This is a genomic window from Pseudoalteromonas apostichopi (assembly GCF_030297135.1).
GTDB classification, from domain to species: Bacteria; Pseudomonadota; Gammaproteobacteria; order Enterobacterales; family Alteromonadaceae; genus Pseudoalteromonas; species Pseudoalteromonas apostichopi.
The window spans coordinates 631,516-653,043 of record NZ_AP028065.1 but is presented as its reverse complement, the minus strand read 5'-3'; the positions used below and the strand labels follow the sequence as shown (position 1 = coordinate 653,043).

The following is a 21,528-nucleotide window of genomic DNA, read 5'->3' as shown; positions in this document are numbered from 1 at the left end:
AAACTTTTGTGAGATGTAAAACCAAGCAATTCAGGTGTAAGTTGATAGCTAAAACAAGAATAAGAGGTGATCATGAAATCGGGTATCAACACATTACTTGCCAGCATTGCATTGGGTTTATCGTCGTCGGTGGTGGCTCAAACCATTGCATTACAAAATGTTAACCTAATCGACGTGGAAGCACTGTCGGTTAATGAAGCACAAACCATCATCATAGAAGATGACAAAATCAAACAAATTGTTCCTGCAAGCTATCGTCGCTTTGCCGACGATGTCATTAAAATCGATTTAGCAGGTAAGTATGTAATACCCGGTTTAATCGATACGCATGTGCACCATGCTACATCACCTGATGATTCAGATAACGATGAAATCACGCGCACTCGCTTGCGTCAGCTTTTACAGGGGGGTGTGACAAGTGTGCGCGATATGGGCGGCGATACCCGCGCTTTGAGCTCACTTAAAAGACGAGCCGATAACGATATTATTCAATCACCGGATATTTATTATTCTGTGATTATTGGTGGTAAAGCGTTCTTTTCTGACCCCCGCACAGTCGCCTCTGCAAAAGGTGAAATCCCGGGCACTGTGGATTGGATGCGAGCCGTTGATGAAAACAGTGACTTTGATGCCATTATGCTGCGTAGCAAAGGGCTGGGGGCAACCGGCATCAAAATTTATGCAAATGTGCCAGGGTCAGTGGTAGCAAAGTTATCAAAAGCTGCTAAAAAACATGGCCTTAAGGTGTGGTCGCATGCTTTTATTGGCCCAGCAACACCGCTTGAAGCGGTTAATGGTGGGGTTGAAACAACTTCGCATGCTGCTGATTTTGCTGCGCAAGTTATTGAGAATTTCTATGATATGCGCCGTAAAAATGTTGCCTTAACAGAACAGCAAAAAAGCGATGCAAAGCAACTAGAAGCTTATCAAACATTAATAAAGCAGATGAAAAAAAAGGGCACTATTCTAGACTCGACCCTAACGGTATTTGATAAAACCAAAGCCTCTCGTGGTGAAAAAGGGTTATTGCTCAATGAGTGGGGCGGGCTGTTTACACAGTTGGCTCATCAAGCCGGTGTGACTATAGCAGCAGGTACCGATGTGACTAGTGACAGGTTTAATACTGTAACGCCTATGGTCCACCATGAAATGCAGTTATTAGTTGAACGGGCAGGTTTAACGCCTTTAGAAGCTCTACAGGCTGCAACCATTAATGGTGCAAAAGTGATTGGCATTGAGAAAAAAACAGGTTCGATTAAGGAAGGTAAAACGGCGAATCTTGTGGTACTTAGCAGAGATCCAAGTAACGAGATTTCCAATAGCCAAAACATTGTTCATGTGATTAAAAATGGCCAATTTATCCACTTGGGTGATAATGAAAAATTACCGTTTGTGATGGCCCGTGAAGCGGCGGGGTTATTATTTTTATCGGGGCAATTAGGTAACTTGCCAACCACTATGGCTTTGGCTGGCAATGACATCAGCACCCAAATGACGCAGGCGATGAAAAACATTGGCTTTGTTTTGCAAGATCACAATTTAGATTTTAACGATGTTGTTAAATGCACCCTTATGTTGGCAGATATACAAGACTGGCCTTTAGCCAATCAAGCCTACACGCCATTTTTTACTAAATTACCTGCTAGAAGCGCATTTGCAGCCAGTGGCTTAGCACTGGGCGCAAAGGTTGAGGTGGAGTGTATCGCTGCGTTGTAGTGATGCACAGTAAAACTATATACTCTTAACCTAACTTTATATACCTGATTGTAGTTAGATAAAAGGAATGCAGAGTTAGGTAAAGAGGCTTTACTAATTAAAGACCATTGTCCGAAAAATGGACAGTAATGGCAGCCGCAGCTTATTCTGTAGGCTCTAACGATTATTCAGGTTATTTCGCTGCCATTGGTGCAAGTTATCAATTTGATAAAAAACAAAGTTTCAAGGTATTTGCCGCAACAGAAGACAGTGATTATGGCTCAGATCAAAACTTAATATTTGGTTACAATTATCAATTTAATTAAAAAATACTGTTATAAAGTATTAAATTTTGTTAGTTTTCTGAGTGAATTATCACTGAGAAAGTTGTGAATGAAGAAAAAGTTAGCTTTGTTATTACTAGGATTATCTAGTCTTAATGCCAGCGCCTCTGAAAACTTTAGTGATCATGAAATGTTTTGTGAGCAACAGTCACAAATTAGTTGCTTAGATTACATTAACCAACAGCTTGCAAGCAGTGAGCTTGGCTCTGCACATTGGTATGAGATTAAATCTTATCAGTTTGATTATTTCTACGATAAGATGGAATATGAGATTTTGAAAGATAGCACTGAGCCTTTTGTTGCGAGTGAAGAGTTACCAGTCGTTTTTCAAGTTCAAGTTTACTTTTACTACGCAAAATCAATGCATTATTTAGGCGACTTTGAAACAGGCCGTAAATATGCCAAAAAAGCATTTGAAAAACTGCAAGCAATCTTCGACTCCTTTGGTAACCCTATGCGCATGGTCGAGCTGGCTAATTTGCAATATGTGTTTGGTAACAAGGAAACAGCACTGCAAATTCTTGATAGGGCAGAGCGCCGCTTTGGCAAAAGCAAAGATCCTATTTTTCACTTTGAACTTGCGTCGAATAAAGCGAATGTTTTTCACTCATTAGGTGATGTAGACGGTGCGCTTGCAAACCGAAAAATCGCAGCCGATTGGATTTTAAAAACCAATCATAACCGCAAAATCTCTGTGGCTTTAGGTAACTTAGCTCGCACCCATCAACTTTTGGCGAATTATGCTCAAGCAGATGAAGTTTATGTACAGTCTCTTAAGTACATGAATTCAGACTCAGATCGAAATGTGATAGCTATTTATAAGTTACGCTTAGCTGAAATCAATTGGCAAGCAGGAAAGCAAGATCAAGCATTAAAATGGTTTAAGCAAGTGCATAAAGAAGACATACGGCAATCACATGCGAAACTTTATGCACATCTAGCTAATGTACTTTAGATATTGTAAAAACACCCAGGTTTTTCGTCTTCACCCGGCGCTAAAATTTGTAGATGGGTTGACTCACCTTGTTCCATCAAAGGCTTCATTGTTTTATCAAATTGTTTAGCGGCATGTTCGATTAACTTTGCTTGCTGTTCTAGTGCTTTAAAATCAGCATCATGAGCGGCCATAAGTTTATTTAGTTCTTTAGCCAGCTTATCTTGCTCTTTTAATAAGCTTTTATTAATTCGCAGGTGGTTCTCGTCTTCAATAACTGCTTCTTCGGTGATCGCTTCTATTTGCTCAGAGTACTCAGTGACTTGTAGTTCTATGTCACTAATTGGTTGTTCTAGCGCTTCTAGTTTTACCTGCTCACGTTCAAGCTCTAGGTATGCAGCAATCTGTTCGTTATTGAGGGTGCTTTCGCTTACCTTTTTGCAATCTTTAAAAGTAATAACACGATAATCGTTTTGGTTGCTTGTTGTACTGGCATTTGAGAGGCCAATACAGGCAGTAGTGGCTGTGATTAAGAGTGCACTTGCGCTGATGCGTACTAAATTCATAATGATGTCCTAATGGGTTATGTTATTTAGTTAGTCGCAACAAGTTTGCATATAGTTTATCTATCCGAAAATTTTTTTAATTATTTTTGAGATTATAGTTTCAGAAGCTAGCGGTGATGACCTAGGTTATCACCGCTTTTTTTTAGAAGCTATAAGTGATGTTACCGTAAATAAAACGGCCATCTAAGCTGTATGGCGCAAAGCCACTATAAGGGAAAATTTGGTTGAAATCGCTATAACCAATATTACCTACAGTATCTTGAGGATACTGATCAAACAGGTTATTAGCGCCTAATGCGAACTTCCACTGCTCATCAGGGCGGTAAGCCACTTCTAAGTCAGCAATCCATTTAGCATCAAGTACTTCATCACCTTCAGGTGTGCTTGATGTATCCACCACTTCACCGTAACGCGTGGCACGAAGTGTTGTTTGGAAGTTTTCATAATCCCATGTTGCAGATAAGTTCCACTTATTTGCTGGGGTGCCTTCTTCAAAGCGGGTTATTTCACGGCGCGCAAAGTATTCGTAGCTATCACCAAGCGCTTCAAGCTCTGCTGGGTTTTCTTTAACATTCGTCACTTCTGTGTCGTTAAAGTTAACTGCTGCACTTAAGCGTAAATCACCATAGCTTTCTAAACCTAATGAGTAAGTCGCAACAATATCAACACCTTGCGTACGTGAATCAATGGCATTAGTAAAGTAACGAACACGCTGTGTATTTACTTCGCCTGCTTCGGCTAAAATCGCTTCAACTTCTGGGCCACTTAAGTTTTCAGATAATACAATACGGTCGTCTATTTCAATGCGATATGCATCAAGGGTTAAGCTAAAACCACCTTGGGTAAAGATAAAGCCCGCAGTCATGTTGACTGATTCTTCTGCATCAAGGTCACGAGCACCCAGTGCACGCGCCGCAGGTTCATCAACAGGGAACAAACCAACTTCACTTGGAATACCATTTTCAAATACCGTGCTTACCGATTTGTAAGACGTTTGTGCAAGTGATGGCGCTCTAAATCCAGTACTAATAGCACCACGTAGAGACAATGATTCATTCACGCTGTAACGAGAAGCCAGTTTTGATGTAAAAGTACTACCAAAGTCACTGTAATCTTCAAAGCGGCCAGCGAGAACCACATTCCAGTCGCTTGTAAGGTAGGTATCAAACTCAGCAAAAATAGCGACATTATGGCGGCTTTTATCGGTTGCACTGTCAGGTGAAAAGCCTGCTAAAACTTGTGCACCACCGGCAGCAACAGGGTTGCCATCGTCATCTAATACAGTTAGGTAAGAGGCTGTTTCACCTGCTTTAATTTGGTAGTTTTCGTGACGATACTCAGCACCAATGGTGACAAACACATCATCAGGTAAACCTAAGTCTAGCGTGTTGCTAGCATCCATGTTCACTAGGTATTGCTCGTACACAAGCGCACCGTTATCAAACTCTGTTGGGCTATTTACGCCCATTGAAGTGTTTAAACTATTGCTAACACCTAAACCAAAGTCATTACGACCATAATTAGTGCTTACATCCCAAGCCCAATCATTAGTTTCGCCATTTAGACCAATCGCAAATGAGTAGTCATCTACGTCGGTATCAATTTGTGGTAAGAAACCGTCAGGATATACTTCAGGTAAGTTACGAGAGTCTTTCGCACGACGATAAAAACCACCTGAATTACCTTTACGGTTTGAGTAACTTGCAAATGAGTAAAGCGATAGTGAGTTATCAAACTCATAACCTAAGTTATAAAAAAGCGCGAAGTCTTCGATAGCGGCTTTACCAAAGCGGTGGTTATAGCGGTCAAAGTCAAATTCGCGCGAATCTAAATTGCCATTCTCATCACGGCTATATTGCTCACGTGCATCAAAACCAGAGCGGTTTGTTGGCTCGTTATTGCGTGACTCAATCGACACGTTAATAAAACCGTTATCGCCCAGCGCAAAGCCCGCATTAGCACTTGCTGTGCGCGAAATGCCGTCGTTTACTTCACGGTCGCTGCCAGTTTCAAAGCTTAGGTTGCCTTCGCTATCAGTTGTAGTGTTTAGTAGCTGAGGAGAGCCTGCCATTTGAGTGTCGTACTCACCGTATGTGTAGCTTACACTACCGCCTTCATCGGCATCTTTTAGTACAATGTTAATTACACCAGCAATCGCGTCAGAACCATATTGCGCGGCAGCGCCATCACGCAGTACTTCTACACGCTTAATTGCTGAGGTAGGAATATTATTTAAATCAACCGCTGTTGAGCCACGACCCACTGTGCCACCTAAATTTAATAGGGCACCCGCATGGCGGCGTTTACCGTTGACTAATACCAGTGTGTGATCAGGGGCAAGGCCACGTAATACGGCAGGTTTTGCGTGGTCAGTACCATCAGCAATGGTGGCGCTAGGGTAGTTAAAACTAGGTAATTGAGAGGCAAGTACTTGGCTAATTTCAAGCTGACCTGTGCTTGCTAAATCGCGGCTTGTTAATAAATCAACCGGAACAGTACTTTCAGATAGGCTACGTAAACTACGACGTGTGCCCGTCACTGAAATAACTTCAATATCTTTTGCTGTATTTTCAGCAGGTTGCTCAGCAGCGATTGCAGTCACTGATGCAGCAAGCGTACTTGCGATTGCAAGTTGCAAAGGTAATTTTTTGAATAATGCCATTTTTGATTCCCATCTGACTTATCTATTTTAGCGCAGTGTAAAACGCATAATGGGAACAAACAAATAACATAAAAGTATAGTATATGTGTAACTAACGTGATTTGTTAATTAGTTTTTTATGTTGTTAATTGTGTGTTTACGCGCTAATGCTTATTTTATTTCTACCCTCTGTTTTTGCTCGGTATAAAGCAGTATCTGCTGCACAAATTAATGCCTCTGAAGTACGATATTGATTATTAAACTCACAGGCAATTCCTTGGCTTACACTTATTCTAAAATCACTTGGTAAACCTATATCAGTAAATGGCATGTTATTTACTTTTATTTGAATATGTTTAGCAATGGCGGCGGCCGTGTCTTTTTGACAGCGGGGTAATATAATGGCGAATTCTTCACCACCATAACGGGCTGCTAAACAATCACGAGAAGGGAGTGATTCTGCGATTATACTTGCTACTTTTTGTAAGCATTTATCGCCTTTTACATGACCAAATCGGTCGTTGAATAATTTAAAGTAATCGATGTCGATTAATATAGTGCTAATGGCTTGGTTGGTTTGTACGCTTTCTTGCCAATGCTCTTTTAATGATTCCTCAAGGGTTAATCTATTTGCAAGGCCGGTTAAATGGTCAGTGGTAGCCTGTTTAATTAAACGATTATATTGTTCTTTATGTGATGATAAATCATGTAATACACAAATAAATAAATTTTCTGCAACGGCAATGTTTTTTGGCAGGCTCGATATACATAAATCCGCCTCAAGGGTTTTATTATCGGCGCGGTTTATTTTAACTTCGTTTGGCCCAAGGCTTATCGGCGAGTCTTTATGGTCTAACCAACTGAGTAGGGTATACATGTATTTATCACGGTCGGTGTCGTGTAGGTAATGTAAAATGTTTTGCCCGATTAACGCTTCTTGGTTGTCACCTAAAAGCTGAGCCGCCATCGGGTTTGCAAATTCAAACGTGCCTTGGCCATTAATGATAAACACTCCCTCAGGAATGTTCTGAAACATTTGGGCAATCAGCGCAAGTTGCTCTGAATTGATAGACTGCGGTAGTGCGTTTTTCGCTTCTGATTTTGCAGTGCTTGGTTGTTCATTTTTGTTAGTAGACACGTTCGTTTCCTTTTTGCCGATGCAAACGATTTTGGTGTCTATAAAGTTACTTAAAAAAGTGCAAATTAACCTTCTGATAATCTTCTGGTTTTAAGTTGTTGTTTTTGAATTGAAAAAAGGCTCCTTGCTGGAGCCTTTTGTCGGTGTTATTTCTAGGTTTTATACTTCTTCTTTATTTTCTACTTGCGGGTCTTCGCTTTGATATTCCTCACCGTTACAGTTAACAGTGAAGATCATACATGCTGTACCATTGTTTTCGTCGGTATCTGAAATATTGATTACCGTGCCTGCGTTTGTAACTTTGTAACTGAAATCTTTAGCGCAGTCACCCTCATGATTACTAAATGTAGCGGCAGAAAATAAGAACCCTCTTTTTTGAGTTTCTTCATTTAGGGTGTAAACCCCAAGACTATCTCTTTCTGTAACAACCCCACCACCAGATACTTGTTGACCGTTTTGAAAATATGTAAACACTGCTTTTTTATTGCTATCTAATTCAATATTTACTGTGAAATTGTAGACTTTACCTTCACTCATGTTTTTTCCTTTACTTTTATAGTTGAAAATTAATTATTCCCAATTCTTTTACAGGAACAATGGTCGCTTCTATTTCGTGTGATTTATTTAAACAGGTGTATGCCTGAATTAATGGGTAAGTAAATTTTATACTTTTAGTTTTTTTACGTATTTTATTTAGAGTTAGAACAGTGTTTTCACAAAAGCTGTATCTATCACTTTGCGAATTTGCTAGTTTGGCTTTTATTAGGTTGATTCGGGTCAGCAATAATGTACCGTTAATATCAATATGATCAGTAAGCAACACATTGCTTGTATCTATAGTATCTAAAATTTCAATTGCCATTTCTTCTTTGTTTTTACCTGTTAGGTATTTGATTAGGCTTATTTTGATATCTATTACTCTCCTATCTGATGGCTTACTATTTTTAATAAATTCTAAGATATTATTAATTTCTGTTTCTTTGCCGGTATCATGAAAAAGAGTTAGCTGATATGTCAGAAATTGAAAGTATGTCATCATGAATGTGTGGTTTTGATCATCTTGTAATCTTGCTTTATTAATTGTTTCTGTTGCTTGCTTTGCTTTTTTATAAGCCTTTGATTTATTAGGAAGATAACTCAGTAAGTAGCTTTGTTGAATTTGTTTATATGCTAATGACGTCAATAGACTGGCATCTGCTGGATATTGAATTAGCATTTCAATAATCTCACCCTCTGCTTGTTCAAATACCATAAGAGCCTCGTTAAAGTTTCCTAAATGTTCTTCTGTACTAGCTAACCAGCTAATTGTACCTGCCTTGTCTCTTAATAAATTTTTATTATTAGGCTTTAATTCTAGTGCTCTGTTTTTAAATTCAAGGGATTGGGTAAAACTCTGTTTTGCTTGCATGTAGTTAAATTGCTTTAAATACAATGAGCCTAACGAGTTGTAAGAATAAGATAGCTCCATAATCGAATTAAAGTCATTAGGGGCAAGCTGATACATTTTTTCGCTGTATTCTTGATAGCGTTTAAACCAAGGTTCGGTCGCATTGTAGTCGCTGTTGTCATAATGTAATTGGCCAAGCCAAAAAGCATTAGCCCCTGCAAGCATTAAAACATCAAGGTTGTTGGGTTGAATTTTTAGTAATGATTCTAGGCGCGTTCGCGCATTTTCAAAGGCGGTGAAGGCTTCGTCGGTTTTGCCGCGCGAGTACGCCACTTCGCCCATGGCCTCTAAGGTTTGAGCGTACTGAAAGCGGTTATTAAACTCGGCTTGTTTATCGCTAAAGTCAAACAACGAGGCCGCTTCTTCGTCTTGATTGGTAAAATACTCAAGGGCTTTATTGCTAATACCATCCAGTAAATCCATACGCTTAACGCTTCTGAGTTTGTCGGCAAATTCACCGACCATAAAACCCAGTAAACTCTCAGCTTCTTGGCGTTTTTGTTTTGCTACTTGCTCAGCATGGTAGCTGCGCACGCTCATAAATGTGGCTATAAAGGTTAAGCACACAAGTGCTGCTGCCGTTATTTGTAACATGCGTTTTTTACGTTTGGCTTTATTGTTAGAAGCCTTAATTAACGCTTGCTCGTCACTCGATAAGCTAAACATAGGGTTTTTAACTAGGCTTTGTGCTTCTTGTAGCGGTTTGCCTTGCGCTAATAAAAAGTCGCTGTGTTTATGCTCAGTCAGCCATCGCTCGGTGGCAAGTTGCACACGGCTTTGAATTGCTAAGCTTTGTTGGTGCTCTTGCACCCAATCTATGGCGCGTTGCCAATGACGCAGCAGCGCTTCGTGGGCAAGGCTAAAGCAGGCTTGCTCATTTTTAAGGTGCGACACAAACAAACGGCTGTCGACCATAGCCTGAACAAGTTTGTTTGCAGCAGGGCTGGTTAATTCGCTCCAACGTGCAGCGCGGCTGGTGAGAGTTTCGCCGTCTGGGTTTAAAGTGATCAGTTTAGAAAGTACTGCGGTAAGTTCAGTTTGTTGGTCTTTGGGTAATTGGCAAAATACCTGTTCGGCTTTTTGGCCGATGGCTCCTTCGATGGTGCCAAGCGCTTGGTATTCAGAAAACAATAATTCGTTGTCTGGGCTGCGCTGCAAATAAAGCTGCTGCAAGGTGTATTGCAGCATCGGCAATGCATCAGGGTTATTGGCAGTATCGTTACAAAGTTGTTCATCAAGCGGTGTGTGATGCTCTGGGTGATGTTGCCAACTTAAGCCTGCAGCAAGTGCTGGCAAACGGATCATTTGCTTAAGCTCAGAGCGAGTTGGCGCTAATAAGTCAAAATGTGCGCCATTGGCTTTACCTGCCATTAAACTTGGTTGACTCACTACTTGCGGGTAAAAGTCATTACGACAGGCACTAAAAATGATCATGCAGCCACTTGTTGCTAAGCGCTCAATAAGTGCTAACAGCTGGTTGCGCTCGTCATCGCTAAATAGCGGCGATGACAATAGCACTTCGAGCCGGTCGATAAATAAAAATAGATAGGGCGTAGTGCGCTCTGCATTTAGCGCTGCAAGTGCTGCTTTACAGCGGGAAATAACCTGTTCTGGATCTGTTAATAACAATTCAGCCAACGCATCGGCGCTTATATCGCTAAGTACAGGTGCGTCGTTTACTTCTAAATCGAGCAAGGTTGAGGCTAAATCAAGCAGTAAGCGCTCTTTGCTCACATCGGCAAAGTCGAGTTGGCAGTAACTGTGTACTCTAATGCCATCGTAGCCATTACTCGACATTAAAGCGGGCAATACACCTGCGTTAACTAACGATGATTTACCTGAACCACTGGCGCCTAAAATTAAGCAAAATGCGCGACCAAACTCAATTTGAGCCGACACTCGCTGTAACAAGGTGGCAATTTGTTTGTTACGACCAAAAAATACATCGGCTTGCTCTGGTGCAAACGCACTTAAGCCAACAAAAGGCGAGTCACCTTGCCAACTGGTTTGGCTGGCTTTTTGTTCTTCGTTGAGTGGAAAGTTGATTTCGGCAATTACTCGATAACCGCGTTTACGAATGGTTTCTATGTAATGCGGATCGCTTGCTTTATCGTCAAAGGCTTTACGTAATTGGGTGATCACTTTATGCAGGGGGTTGTCACCCAGCGCTACATTTGGCCAGCAATGGCTGATGATTTCTTCGCTCGTTAGTAGCTCACCTTGTTTTTCGCAAAGCAGCAGTAATACATCCATCGCCTTGGGTTCAAGATGCTTTGTTTGCTCACCGCGTCGGATTGAGTTGGTAGCCGGGGTAACTTGCCATTCTCCAACGAAAAACAGTGCCGTATTCATAGTGTTATCTTCATTGTTATTGTTAGAAACGCAGTCCGATTGGACCGATTTTTTATAAGACTACGCGATACTTTGATTAATACAATATTATGAGATTAACAGCAAGCACCTTGCCTTTTCTGACATTAAAAAATCATATTGATGTCGTGTATATAAAACTTTTTGTAAAGTTTATTTGACTTTTTGTGTTGCTAGATTAATCTTTGGTCAAGTTTACTTTACTTTTAAGGTGAGAATAATGAATCGAACAGGATTAACCTTTAAACAGCGTAATAAGCAGAACACGCTAAACCTCGCTAAATGGACATCAGCATGGGTGATTACTTTAGCAATTGCCTCATTTGGACCACATTTTTTATGGCAAGAGCAGGCTGTTTTTAGTGTTGTAGCAATCTTAATTAATGTCGTAGTTGGCATCAAGATGATTTTATCGAACAAGAGACAACTACAAGGAATGGATGAGCTTCAGCAGCGTATGCACCTTAATGCAATGGCCATTACTTTGGGTGCAAGCTTGGTATTTGGTTTAGCTTATTCGGTGGTGCAATCAAGCGGTTTAATAAGCTTTAAAGAAGATATATCGCACCTCGTAATCTTTATGAGCTTAACCTATTTAGTGAGTCTTTTAATGATGAATAAGCAGTTAAACGACGAGGGCGAAGAATGAAAAACCGCTTGAAAGTGCTTCGTGCTGAGCACAACTACACCCAAGCGAAACTCGCAGAGCTTTTGGATGTGTCTAGGCAAACCATTAATGCGATAGAAAAAGGTAAATTTGACCCAAGTTTGCCATTAGCATTTAAAGCCGCGCGTTTATTTAACCTGAGTATCGAAGAGATATTTCAGGATGAGTAAGTTTGATAGCGTAGGAGGCGTTTTAACGCCGAATGTTAAATCATTCAGGTTAAACGCCACTTATCCTACGCGATATAAAATCGCTGCTACATTTTTGAGAGCTTAAGGCTTACAGCTTTGTCTTTTCATCTGCATCGCACTTAACGACCACATTAAAAAGCCACCTAAGAATAGTGCCGCCGAAACATAGCCTGTTTGACTTGGCAGTGCGCCTTCGGCAATAGCCATGCCACCAAGCCAAGGGCCAATGGCATTGGCTGTATTAAACGCACACTGTACCAGCGCACCTATCATGGCGTGGCCTTGTGGTGATACATCCATTAATAGCGATTGGATCACAGTACCTAAACCCACGCTAAAGCCAATAAAGAAAATCACCGCATATAACAGCCAAATATTGTGGCTGGCGCTTACATAACTGGCAGCAAATACTATAGCACCAATTAGCGCTGCGCCTGTGGTTTTCAGCGGTGAGTGGTCGGCGGCTTTACCTAATACGTAGTTACCTAAAGTACAGCCAATACCAAACATGATCATGGCAACAGAGATAGTGTAAGCAGGGGTATGGGTGACTTCTAAAATAGTGTCGGCAATGTAAGTGTAAACACAAAATACACCACCAAAACCAATAATGATGATACCTAGAATGGTCCATACGAGCTTGTTCTTTAATACACTTAACTCATCGAGAATCGATGTTGGCGCGGTATTTTTTACGTTAGGTACGTATTTCACAATCAATACCAAGGCAACTAACGCAAGTACAGCGGTGCCCGCCAAACAATAACGCCAGCTAAAGTTTTGACCCACTAGGGTGACCATGGGCACACCAACGATAGTAGCAATGGTTAAACCCATAAATACTTTTGACATAAAACTTGCGCGTTTATCGGCAGGGGCGATATCGGCGGCTAATAAAATAGCAGCGGCGAAGTAGGCACCGTGTGGTAAACCACTTAAAAATCGAAATAAAATAAGTTGCTCAAGTGAGTTTGCAAAAGCACTTAAACCATTGAATAAAAACATCATACTGACAAACATCAACAGTGCATTGCGCTTACGCATGTTGGCGGTTGTGATCATAAATAGCGGGGCACCGACGACTACGCCTATTGCGTAAGCACTGATGGCATAACCACTTTGCGCTGGCGTAGACGAAAATGTTTCGCTGATCAAGGGCAACATTGGCATCATAGAAAATTCTGATAGGCCTAAAATGAATGTGCCTAAAGCCAATACTATCAGAATGGTAAACGTGCTTGCGTTGCCTTGGGGGTTGGCTACGTTAGTCATGTAATTCCTTTAAAAATAAATTTAAAAACAAAATAGATTTTTGATAATTGAAAATGCCAGTAACAAATACTTTGTTCTGGAGTAGAGATGTGTGCCCAGCGCTATTGTAATACAAATTAACGGGGTTGATACAGTACTTTTTGGAACGTTCTATATTTGTTTGCTATAAGAAAATAACCTGAACTTCTTAAGTCTTTGCTGTTCAAATTAAATACAGATGAAAAGCCAACTATACTTGGTTAATTAAATTGGTTTAAAGGAGAGCGCAATGAAAAAGATATTTGCCTGTATCGACGGTTCATGCATGACCGATGCGGTGACAGAAGCGGCTATTTGGATTTCTAAGCGCTCCAGCCATCCGATAAATTTTCTGCATGCTTTAGAGCCACCTTTGCCGCAGGGCAGTGATGATTTAACCGCAATTATTGGTTTAGGCTCGCAAACCTCATTGTTAGAGCAATTGGCAAAACTTGAACAAGAGCGCAACAAAGTAGCGTCGCAGCATGGTCAATTATTGCTTGATGAAGCAATGAAAAAAGCCGAGCATGCAGGCCTAACCGAGATTGAGCAACAGCAGCTTTCAATGAGTCTTGTTGATGCCTTACTTGAACATGAAGACAATGCCCGCGTGATGATTATTGGCCGCTCAGGTAAAGGCCATTACGATGATTTTAAAGTACTGGGCTCGCATATTGAAACGCTGATCCGTCAGGTGCATACCCCGGTTGCGATTGTGCCGCCGCAATTTCATGAGCCTACAAATTTTATGCTGGCTTATGATGGCAGCGAAAGTACCGACAAAGCGATTACACAAATTATCAATGGTGGCATTTTATCTGGCTTAGATTGCCACTTGGTGATGGTGGATAAACAAGATGGTCACAGCCAAGACAAACTTGATACCGCCTCAGCAAGGCTGGCTGAAAACGGCTTTAATGTCAGAGCGCGCATGCTCGATGGCGATGTTTACCAAGCTTTGTGGCGATATAAAAGTGACCATGCCGTTGACTTAATGGTGATGGGCGCATTTGGTCACTCTAAATGGCGGCAATTCTTTTTAGGCAGCACGACCTTAAAAATGATTGAAGATAGCCGTATTCCTTTAGTGGTGCTGCGCTAAGTTATTTACCTGTGACAGGGTGCGACAATATGTCACGTGTTCAGACTAATTAATGAGTTTTATAATCGGCGTCATTAATTATTTGCTTTGATTTTAAAAGAGTTATGAACACGCAATCTTCTCGCCCTGGTTTTTTATTTTCTAAAATTGCTGCAGCACTTAGCTGTGTTTTAAGTATGTCTGCCTTTGCTGATGATTCTATTGAAGTGATAGAAGTGCAAGGTCATGCCCAAAATAACCATCAATTAGTTGGCTCTGCTGACTCATTACTGAAAGATTTAGGTGTTGATTTTTCAGCAGCCGGAGGTGTGTCTAACTTGCCGGTGATGAACGGCATGATGGGAGATAGAGTTAAAGTTTTAGTTGATGGTGCTGATGTCACAGCAGCGTGTGCTAACCAAATGAACCCGCCACTCTCTTATGTGTCGGCAAACCAAATTGCCTCTTATAGTGTTGTTGCTGGTGTATCACCGGTAAGCAGTGGCGGTGATAATATTGCTGGTGTTATCAGGGTAAATACGATTGCCCCTGAATTTAGTGATACAGACTCAGTTAACTGGCATGCTGGCTATGTTACTGCCCAGTATAAGAGCGTTAACGACAGCCAAGCATACGCCCTAGGTGCAAGCCTTGCTAGCAAACAGTTTAGCTTGTCTTACCAAGGGAGCTTTGAAGATGCTAACAGTTATGATGATGGCCATGGTGAGCGCGTACTTGATACCTTATATCGAGTGCAAAATCATGCTTTAACGGGCGCTATTCGTGATGATAAACAACAGCTTGTAGTTAAGTTGACGCATCAAAAAATTCCTTACCAAGGCTTTCCTAATCAGTACATGGATATGACCGATAACACCAGCTATGGTTTCGTTGCTCAGTATCAACGTGAGCTTGAAAATGGTGATTTGCAGGTGCAAGTGAATGCGCATGATGTAAAACACGAAATGGGTTTTTTCAGTAATGAGAAAACCGGCATGATGCCAATGAATACCGATGCACAAGATTACAGTTATCAAATTCACTGGCGCACTGATTTATCAAAACAGTCGTCACTAATGATAGGGCAAGAATACTACGGTTATCGAATTGATGATTGGTGGCCAGCTGTTGCAGGGTCAATGATGATGGGCCCAAATGAATACGTAAACATTAATGATGGCAAACGTGACCGCCTTGCGGCATTTGCTGAGTATCAAAACCAAGTAAACCAAGCATGGTGGGTATCGGCAGGTGTTCGTGTTGAGCAAGTAACCACAGATACTGGCGAAGTGCAGGCTTATAACGAAGGTGGTATGGGCGGCATGGGTCATATGGGATCGATGATGGATATGTCAAAAACCGATGCCCAAGCTGCGATGGAGTTTAACCAATTAGACCGTAAACGTGACGACACTTTAGTTGATATTAGCTTACTTGCTCGCTATCAATTATCGAACAACGATGAGCTGCAATTTGGTTTAGCTCGTAAAAACCGCGCACCCAATTTATATGAGCGTTATAGCTGGGGTGTCGGCACGATGGCAACCACCATGATTGGTTGGTTTGGCGATGGTAACGGTTATATTGGTAACCCAGATTTAGAAGCCGAAACAGCCCACACATTAAGCTCTAGCTACACCAAATTAGCCAAAGACGATAGCTGGCAAGTAACGGCAAATGTTTGGTACACGCAAGTAAATGATTATATTGATGCTGAAGTTACTAAGAGCTTTAATCGCACCGACATGGCGCATACTAAGCGTAATATTCTTACTTTCACGAACCTAGATGCGACACTTTACGGTGCAAAACTGGCGGGCCTGATTGAACTTTACAACACAAAGCAAGCAGGAAAGTGGCAGCTAAAAGGCTCACTAACCAGTACTCATGGCGAACGTGATGATAGCAATGAAGACTTATATCAAATTATGCCACTGCACACTGAGCTGAGCCTAGAGCACGAATACAAAGGCTGGCAAAACGCACTGAGCTGGCAGTGGGTTGATAGTAAAACTAATGTTGATGAGCGTCGTTTAGAAAACCAAACCGACAGTTATCAGCTATTGGCTATTTCAAGCCAGAAAACGTGGCAAAATTTAACCTTTAAGTTAGCAATTACCAACTTACTTGATGAATACTACCAACAGCCACTTGGCGGTGTAAGTATTGCTAATTATAAGCAAGATATGAGTAATGGCTTTGAGCAACTTGCAGGACAAGGCCGCTCGTATAATGCCAGTGTGAGTTATAGGTTTTAGGGAAGGGAGTTAGCGAGTTGCTAGAGTAAAGTTAGCAAGCTGCTAGGGGAAAGAGTAAAGAGAGCTGTCAGCTATCAGCCGTCAGCTTTCAGATTAAAAACCAGAGTTTCTAGTTACGAGAGTAAAGTTAGCGAGTCAGGTCACGTGTCCGATACAAATGTGAAATAAGCTGTCGTAGGCGTGAAATTTATTTCGCGCGTTATCTTTTTATATTGCGCGATATAAAATCGCGCCTACAATCTTTGTCTCGCAACTCGCAACTCGCAACTCGCAACTCGCAACTCGCAACTCGCAACTCGCAACTCGCAACTCGCAACTCGCAACTCGCAACTCGCAACTCGCAACTCGCAACTCGCAACTCGCAATCATTTTATCGGCAAATATATATCCGTTTGCAGGTCACATTCATCTACCTCATGGATGAGGTTGAGGTAATGAAAAAAGCAAGGGAAGTCTCGGACCTCTTCGCTACTTTGCACCAGCCATTCACGGTATAAGTAGTAAACTGTATCGCTAATGGTATCATGAGAGCCATTATGACGTACTACTGCACAGCGTCCTGCTGGGATTTCACCATTACGCACGCCTTGCGGGTTTTCAGTAATCGGTGAGGTGATACTGCCTGCAAAGTCAAAACGAAATGCATGGTCTTCAGTCGTTGCCGGATCGCTATATGGGATCCCATAAGTATTACTCGTTTTAACGGGTGAAAAGCCTGACTCTTTGCGCCACTCAATAAATTGTGCAGCGGTATTCATAAGGGTATTTGCAGCGCCTTGGTGGGTAAGTAACGCCACAGGCTGTGCTTTAAAATCAACAATGTTTACGTTCATAGGGCAAACCTTTTTATCGGGTAATGAAAATTCAAACTGTGAGTGCCAATTAGGCCAGTTTGGTTTGCTTCTGAATTCGCTTGGCGACTGCTTAAATGTGCGCTTAAAAGCACGGCTAAATGCTTCTGGGCTATCAAATTGCGCTTCTAATGCAATATCAATAACTTTAAGTTGATGCTCAAATGCAATTCGAAATGAGGCCCGCTTTAAGCGCGCAAGTTGCGCATATTTGGTGACACTTAGGCCAACCCCCGCGACAAATAAACGATGAAAATGATATTTCGAGCAACATGCCACCTCACTGAGTGTCTCCAGTGATAAAGATTCATCAAGATGCTGACTAATATAGTCACAGACTAGCTCAATGCGTTGTTGTTGCCTCGTTTTCATAGTTACTCGTTAATGCTTTTCAGAAGTGAGGCCAGTTTGCCATGGCCCCTAAGTCGTTACCTGATTGAAATTGCGCATTTTGAGTTTAGTTGATAGCCGTCACTTTAAAGGTGTTTTGATAGAGCAATTGTTGGTTTGCGCCCATCACATTTAATGTCCACGTACCTGGCGACGATGTTTCATCTAAAGTGCGGTAGGTAGACCATTCATCAAGAGGGCTGCCCCATAAAGTTTGGTAATAAACATTTTCATTTTCTTCAGGAGAGCTTGGTTTGAAGTGCCATTTGGTAAATATAACCAAGCGATCCTTACGATTATCAATACCCTCTCGGTTCATTGAAAACTCGATTCCAAAGCGCTGTTTTTCGTTCAGTTTATATGAAAACTCCGTATCTTCATTGAGTTGCTCGACATTAGAACGACCATTAAATTTTTCAGATAAAACTAGTTTAAATAATCCAACCCGCTCTAACTCTAAAATCGCATTTGGATAATCAAGTCCATACAGTTTTTTAATTATTTTCTGAAGCCTTTCTCGTTCTTGAGTCGAATATTGACCCTCCAGCATCAGCAGGGCTATCTGCTCTCTAACTTCTCCGTTTGAGTTACTGCCAATTTTTTCAGCATACTCTTCCATTAAGCTTAAACACTTTTCTGTATTTCTAAATTTAATATCAGCAATGCAATTGACTACTGCTAAGTTAAATGCGTTTTTAACTGTTTGCTCTTTATCATAAAGTTCTTGAGAGTACTTTTGAGCTTTTTTGAAGTCAGGCTCCACAAGTAAACTGTAGGAATAGATAAAACTTAGTCTTTCTTTTGCATTCTCATAGCCTAATTCCGCCGAGCGGCTGTAATACTCAATAGCTTTTTTAATATCGATAGGCCTATTATCACCACGATGATAATAACTACCGACATTAAACATGGCCCGATCATGATCTAAGTTGGCAGCTAATTGGTAGTATTCAAAGCTTTCTTTTGTACGATCAGTTTCTATTGTTTTACTGTCAAATGTATCTGCTAACAATATGGCATCACGTTGAACCGCTTTCTTTTCTGATTCAGTATAATTAGTCAATGTACTGTTTAGATTAAGTTTTCTTTCAATAAAGTCGTTAGCTAAAGCTGCTTCTACTTGATCGTAATACCAAATCTGATGGCCATGCCCTGAACGCTCGAAAAACGCTTTTTCAACATCATGACCTAAACGCTTTAAAACATAGTAAAAGCGATTACTTTGCTCAAAGCCCGATATTTCATCTTGTTTGCCAGCAATAATAAGAACTGGGGCTTTTAAAGATGTAGCCTGATAGACGGGGGAAATATCTATTAAATCTTGGCTATATTCACCAACTGTACGCTCTATAAGCTCTTGATAATCTTTAGTTAAAGCGATATTACTTGCGTTATAAAGTAGAGGTAAGTCATAAATACCAAAACTTGCAATCACGCATTCGTAAATATCAGGGTGTTTAATTGCCAGCATCACCGCAGAATAACCACCATAGCTTGCGCCAATAGAGCAGGTATTTTTAAAGCTATATTGTGAACGAATATGTGCTACTGCGGCAGAAATGTCTTGTTCGATAAGGTTACCAAATTGACCAACACCGCTTTCTAAAAACTCTTTACCAAACCCTGCTGAGCCTCTGAAATTAACACGTAAAATAGTAAAGCCTCGAGAGGCAAGGTATTGCACCTCAGGGCTAAATTCATCACTTTCACGAATACCAATCGGGCCACCGTGTGGCATCACTAATAATACCTGCTTATCGTTGTTAATAGGTTTGGTTAAGTAACCTTCAAGGTTAGTTCCATCGTAGGCTTTAAAGTTAAAAAACGTTGTTTTAGCGTACTTAACGTCTTCATTTTTATCGGTAGAGAATAATAATTCAATGTGGTTAGCTTCGGCGTTATACAAGAAGTATTTACCAGGAATCGTTGAGGAATGGTTGTAAAGAATATGGTTTTTTCCATCTAATGAGCTATTTACCCAGAAGAATTGCTCATCCCCTAATGCTTCAGCAACTTTGCTATGCAACTGTTTATACGTATCCACAAAATAGTCAGTCGTATATTTACCATGCTTGATATACGAGGCGGCGATAAGTTTGCCATTATCATCAAGTTCTACCGACTGAATGTCATATTTGGGGTGCTGATAGAGTGTGTCGGTGATTTCTTGTGTGTTGATATTAAAAAGGCTCACCTGACTCTTATCGGTATTTTTGTTGGTAATGACGGCAAGGTGATCTTGGTCTGTAAATCCAATTGGTAAAAACTGATAATCTGCGTCTGTGAGTGTAAAAAGTGGTATCCACTTATCTCTCCCAATAACCTTGTAGAAAAACTGTAAGCTTTTTTCATCAATATCAAATTTAACAGTAAATAATTGCTGTTTATGCTCATCAAAAAAATAGCTGCTAGCACCTTTTAAACCCTTCTCAATGGGGGAGAAGGAGCTTATGTTATCTTTATACAAGATAGTGAGCGGAACCTTATAAAGATGCGTATTCTTTTTACCTGGTTTGGCGAATAAAATGTGTTCAGCATCGTTTAATAACCTATCAACTATGTATCCCTTGGTTGTTACTTTATGCTGTTCGAACTTTGGCTTTTCTTCACTTTCTGTGACATTAATTACTGCGTTATAGTCTGAGTCATACTTGCTATTTACACGAACGAAAATATTGTCGTTACTCAGCCATTCATAATTATAAAAATTATCTTTTTCATTGAGTTTAACTGCATAGTACATTTTCATCGTTTTCATATCGATGATGTTGAGGGTTTTGGTTTTGTCTTCTTGCGCTTCTAAAAAGCTGATCCAACGGCCACTGGGAGAGACCATAACTTGGCTTTGATCGGGTGAATACATTAAATCTTCACTCGATAATATTTCAGCATGCAAGGGAAAGATAAAAAATAATAAGATAAGTAGCTTTTTCATTATTTTGCTTCCTGCTGCGAAAATGTTTGTTCCAAATAATCAAAGAATGAGTCTTCCCCAGGGCCGCCATAATTTAGCGAGCGACCAGACAAAATCGTTGGGAAGTTTTGTTCCATGTATTGCAGTGCTTCAGAGCTTCTGTTTTCTAAAACAATGTGAGAGCGGGTATACCAAAAACCTATCGTGGAAATATCTAAATGACCTACATAGTTGATTTTTTTAGCAGAAAGAGTGAATTGCCAACTTTCTTCATCGTTATCAAATTCAAGATAGGAATATCGATTTAAGTTCAACCGTGTGATGGTGTAATCACCCAGTGGTAGATTCGCTAAAATATAATTGCTACCACTTCGAATGTCCTTAGCCGTAAGAACAAGCGACTTTGGACCATCAATATAAATGGCTTTTAAACTGCGGTTAGTTTCAATGCCAATCAATAGGTAGCCTTCATCGGCTTTAGATAGTGTGTCTCGGTCTTCTTTTATGTTGGTAACTTTAGATGAGCATGCACTTAATAAAAGCGCACAGCTAAGCAGCAATAAACGTCTCATTCCCTTGTATCTTATTGTTGTTATTTTATTAATTTTAAAATACTTAAAAATCGGAACTATGTGAAGCACAATTTGTGAATGAGTGTGAAAAGAGTTGAGTTGCTAGACGTGAAATTTCTGCGTGCGAAACCAGAGTGGACAAAGAGAATGATGAGCCGTCAGCTTTCAGTTTGAAAACC

General features: G+C 40.7%; 16 protein-coding genes. 7 read left to right on the top strand and 9 right to left on the bottom strand.

Going from position 1 to position 21,528, the window contains the following annotated elements; all coding sequences use genetic code 11:
- The first annotated feature begins 72 nt into the window (after window positions 1-72).
- From QUE86_RS02950 to QUE86_RS02940, 3 genes are all read left to right on the top strand, one after another.
- Window positions 73-1,716, top strand: a complete 1,644-nt coding sequence (locus tag QUE86_RS02950) for an amidohydrolase family protein (RefSeq protein ID WP_286259103.1) — start codon at window positions 73-75, stop codon at window positions 1,714-1,716.
- 128 nt (window positions 1,717-1,844) lie between these two features.
- On the top strand, window positions 1,845-2,021 hold the full coding sequence (locus tag QUE86_RS02945; protein WP_286259102.1) for a hypothetical protein: 177 nt from the start codon (window positions 1,845-1,847) through the stop codon (window positions 2,019-2,021).
- Between the two features lie 67 nt (window positions 2,022-2,088).
- On the top strand, window positions 2,089-2,994 hold the full coding sequence (locus QUE86_RS02940) for a tetratricopeptide repeat protein (protein WP_130050940.1): 906 nt from the start codon (window positions 2,089-2,091) through the stop codon (window positions 2,992-2,994).
- Here QUE86_RS02940 and QUE86_RS02935 read toward each other — a convergent pair.
- From QUE86_RS02935 to QUE86_RS02915, 5 genes are all read right to left on the bottom strand, one after another.
- A complete protein-coding gene (locus tag QUE86_RS02935; RefSeq protein ID WP_167658014.1) occupies window positions 2,991-3,539 on the bottom strand; it encodes a hypothetical protein in 549 nt (182 codons plus the stop codon). The genes QUE86_RS02940 and QUE86_RS02935 overlap by 4 nt on opposite strands.
- A gap of 142 nt (window positions 3,540-3,681) precedes the next feature.
- Window positions 3,682-6,201 (bottom strand): TonB-dependent receptor plug domain-containing protein, encoded by a 2,520-nt coding sequence (locus QUE86_RS02930; RefSeq protein ID WP_286259098.1) that lies wholly within the window; start codon window positions 6,199-6,201, stop codon window positions 3,682-3,684.
- A gap of 136 nt (window positions 6,202-6,337) precedes the next feature.
- Entirely contained in the window at window positions 6,338-7,318 is a 981-nt protein-coding gene (locus QUE86_RS02925; RefSeq protein WP_240701307.1) for a GGDEF domain-containing protein, read from the bottom strand.
- Between the two features lie 159 nt (window positions 7,319-7,477).
- Window positions 7,478-7,855 (bottom strand): DP-EP family protein, encoded by a 378-nt coding sequence (locus tag QUE86_RS02920; protein WP_286259095.1) that lies wholly within the window; start codon window positions 7,853-7,855, stop codon window positions 7,478-7,480.
- Between the two features lie 16 nt (window positions 7,856-7,871).
- On the bottom strand, window positions 7,872-11,117 hold the full coding sequence (locus tag QUE86_RS02915; RefSeq protein ID WP_286259093.1) for an nSTAND1 domain-containing NTPase: 3,246 nt from the start codon (window positions 11,115-11,117) through the stop codon (window positions 7,872-7,874).
- A gap of 238 nt (window positions 11,118-11,355) precedes the next feature.
- Between QUE86_RS02915 and QUE86_RS02910 the strand changes: the two genes are divergently transcribed.
- Together QUE86_RS02910 and QUE86_RS02905 are read left to right on the top strand one after the other, a co-directional pair.
- Window positions 11,356-11,784, top strand: a complete 429-nt coding sequence (locus tag QUE86_RS02910) for a hypothetical protein (protein WP_178927241.1) — start codon at window positions 11,356-11,358, stop codon at window positions 11,782-11,784.
- Window positions 11,781-11,972, top strand: a complete 192-nt coding sequence (locus QUE86_RS02905) for a helix-turn-helix transcriptional regulator (RefSeq protein WP_054551820.1) — start codon at window positions 11,781-11,783, stop codon at window positions 11,970-11,972. Before QUE86_RS02910 ends, QUE86_RS02905 begins: the two co-directional genes overlap by 4 nt.
- A gap of 102 nt (window positions 11,973-12,074) precedes the next feature.
- On the opposite strand, the gene QUE86_RS02900 is transcribed toward QUE86_RS02905, so the two are convergent.
- Complete coding sequence (locus QUE86_RS02900; protein WP_239977492.1) at window positions 12,075-13,265, bottom strand: MFS transporter; 1,191 nt, start codon at window positions 13,263-13,265, stop codon at window positions 12,075-12,077.
- Window positions 13,266-13,533: 268 nt separating this feature from the next.
- Between QUE86_RS02900 and QUE86_RS02895 the strand changes: the two genes are divergently transcribed.
- Window positions 13,534-14,385 (top strand): universal stress protein, encoded by an 852-nt coding sequence (locus tag QUE86_RS02895; protein WP_130050948.1) that lies wholly within the window; start codon window positions 13,534-13,536, stop codon window positions 14,383-14,385.
- A gap of 104 nt (window positions 14,386-14,489) precedes the next feature.
- Window positions 14,490-16,622: a TonB-dependent receptor gene (locus QUE86_RS02890; RefSeq protein WP_286259088.1), complete on the top strand. Its 2,133-nt coding sequence runs from the start codon at window positions 14,490-14,492 to the stop codon at window positions 16,620-16,622.
- A gap of 365 nt (window positions 16,623-16,987) precedes the next feature.
- Here QUE86_RS02890 and QUE86_RS02885 read toward each other — a convergent pair whose 3' ends face one another.
- The 3 genes from QUE86_RS02885 to QUE86_RS02875 all read right to left on the bottom strand — a co-directional run bounded on the left by QUE86_RS02885 (window position 16,988) and on the right by QUE86_RS02875 (window position 21,349).
- The gene (locus QUE86_RS02885) at window positions 16,988-17,845 is read right to left on the bottom strand and encodes an AraC family transcriptional regulator (RefSeq protein ID WP_286259086.1); all 858 of its coding nucleotides are present in this window, start codon (window positions 17,843-17,845) and stop codon (window positions 16,988-16,990) included.
- A gap of 85 nt (window positions 17,846-17,930) precedes the next feature.
- Complete coding sequence (locus QUE86_RS02880) at window positions 17,931-20,798, bottom strand: prolyl oligopeptidase family serine peptidase (protein WP_286259084.1); 2,868 nt, start codon at window positions 20,796-20,798, stop codon at window positions 17,931-17,933.
- Window positions 20,798-21,349 (bottom strand): hypothetical protein, encoded by a 552-nt coding sequence (locus QUE86_RS02875; RefSeq protein WP_130166958.1) that lies wholly within the window; start codon window positions 21,347-21,349, stop codon window positions 20,798-20,800. Before QUE86_RS02875 ends, QUE86_RS02880 begins: the two co-directional genes overlap by 1 nt.
- Window positions 21,350-21,528 lie beyond the last annotated feature (179 nt).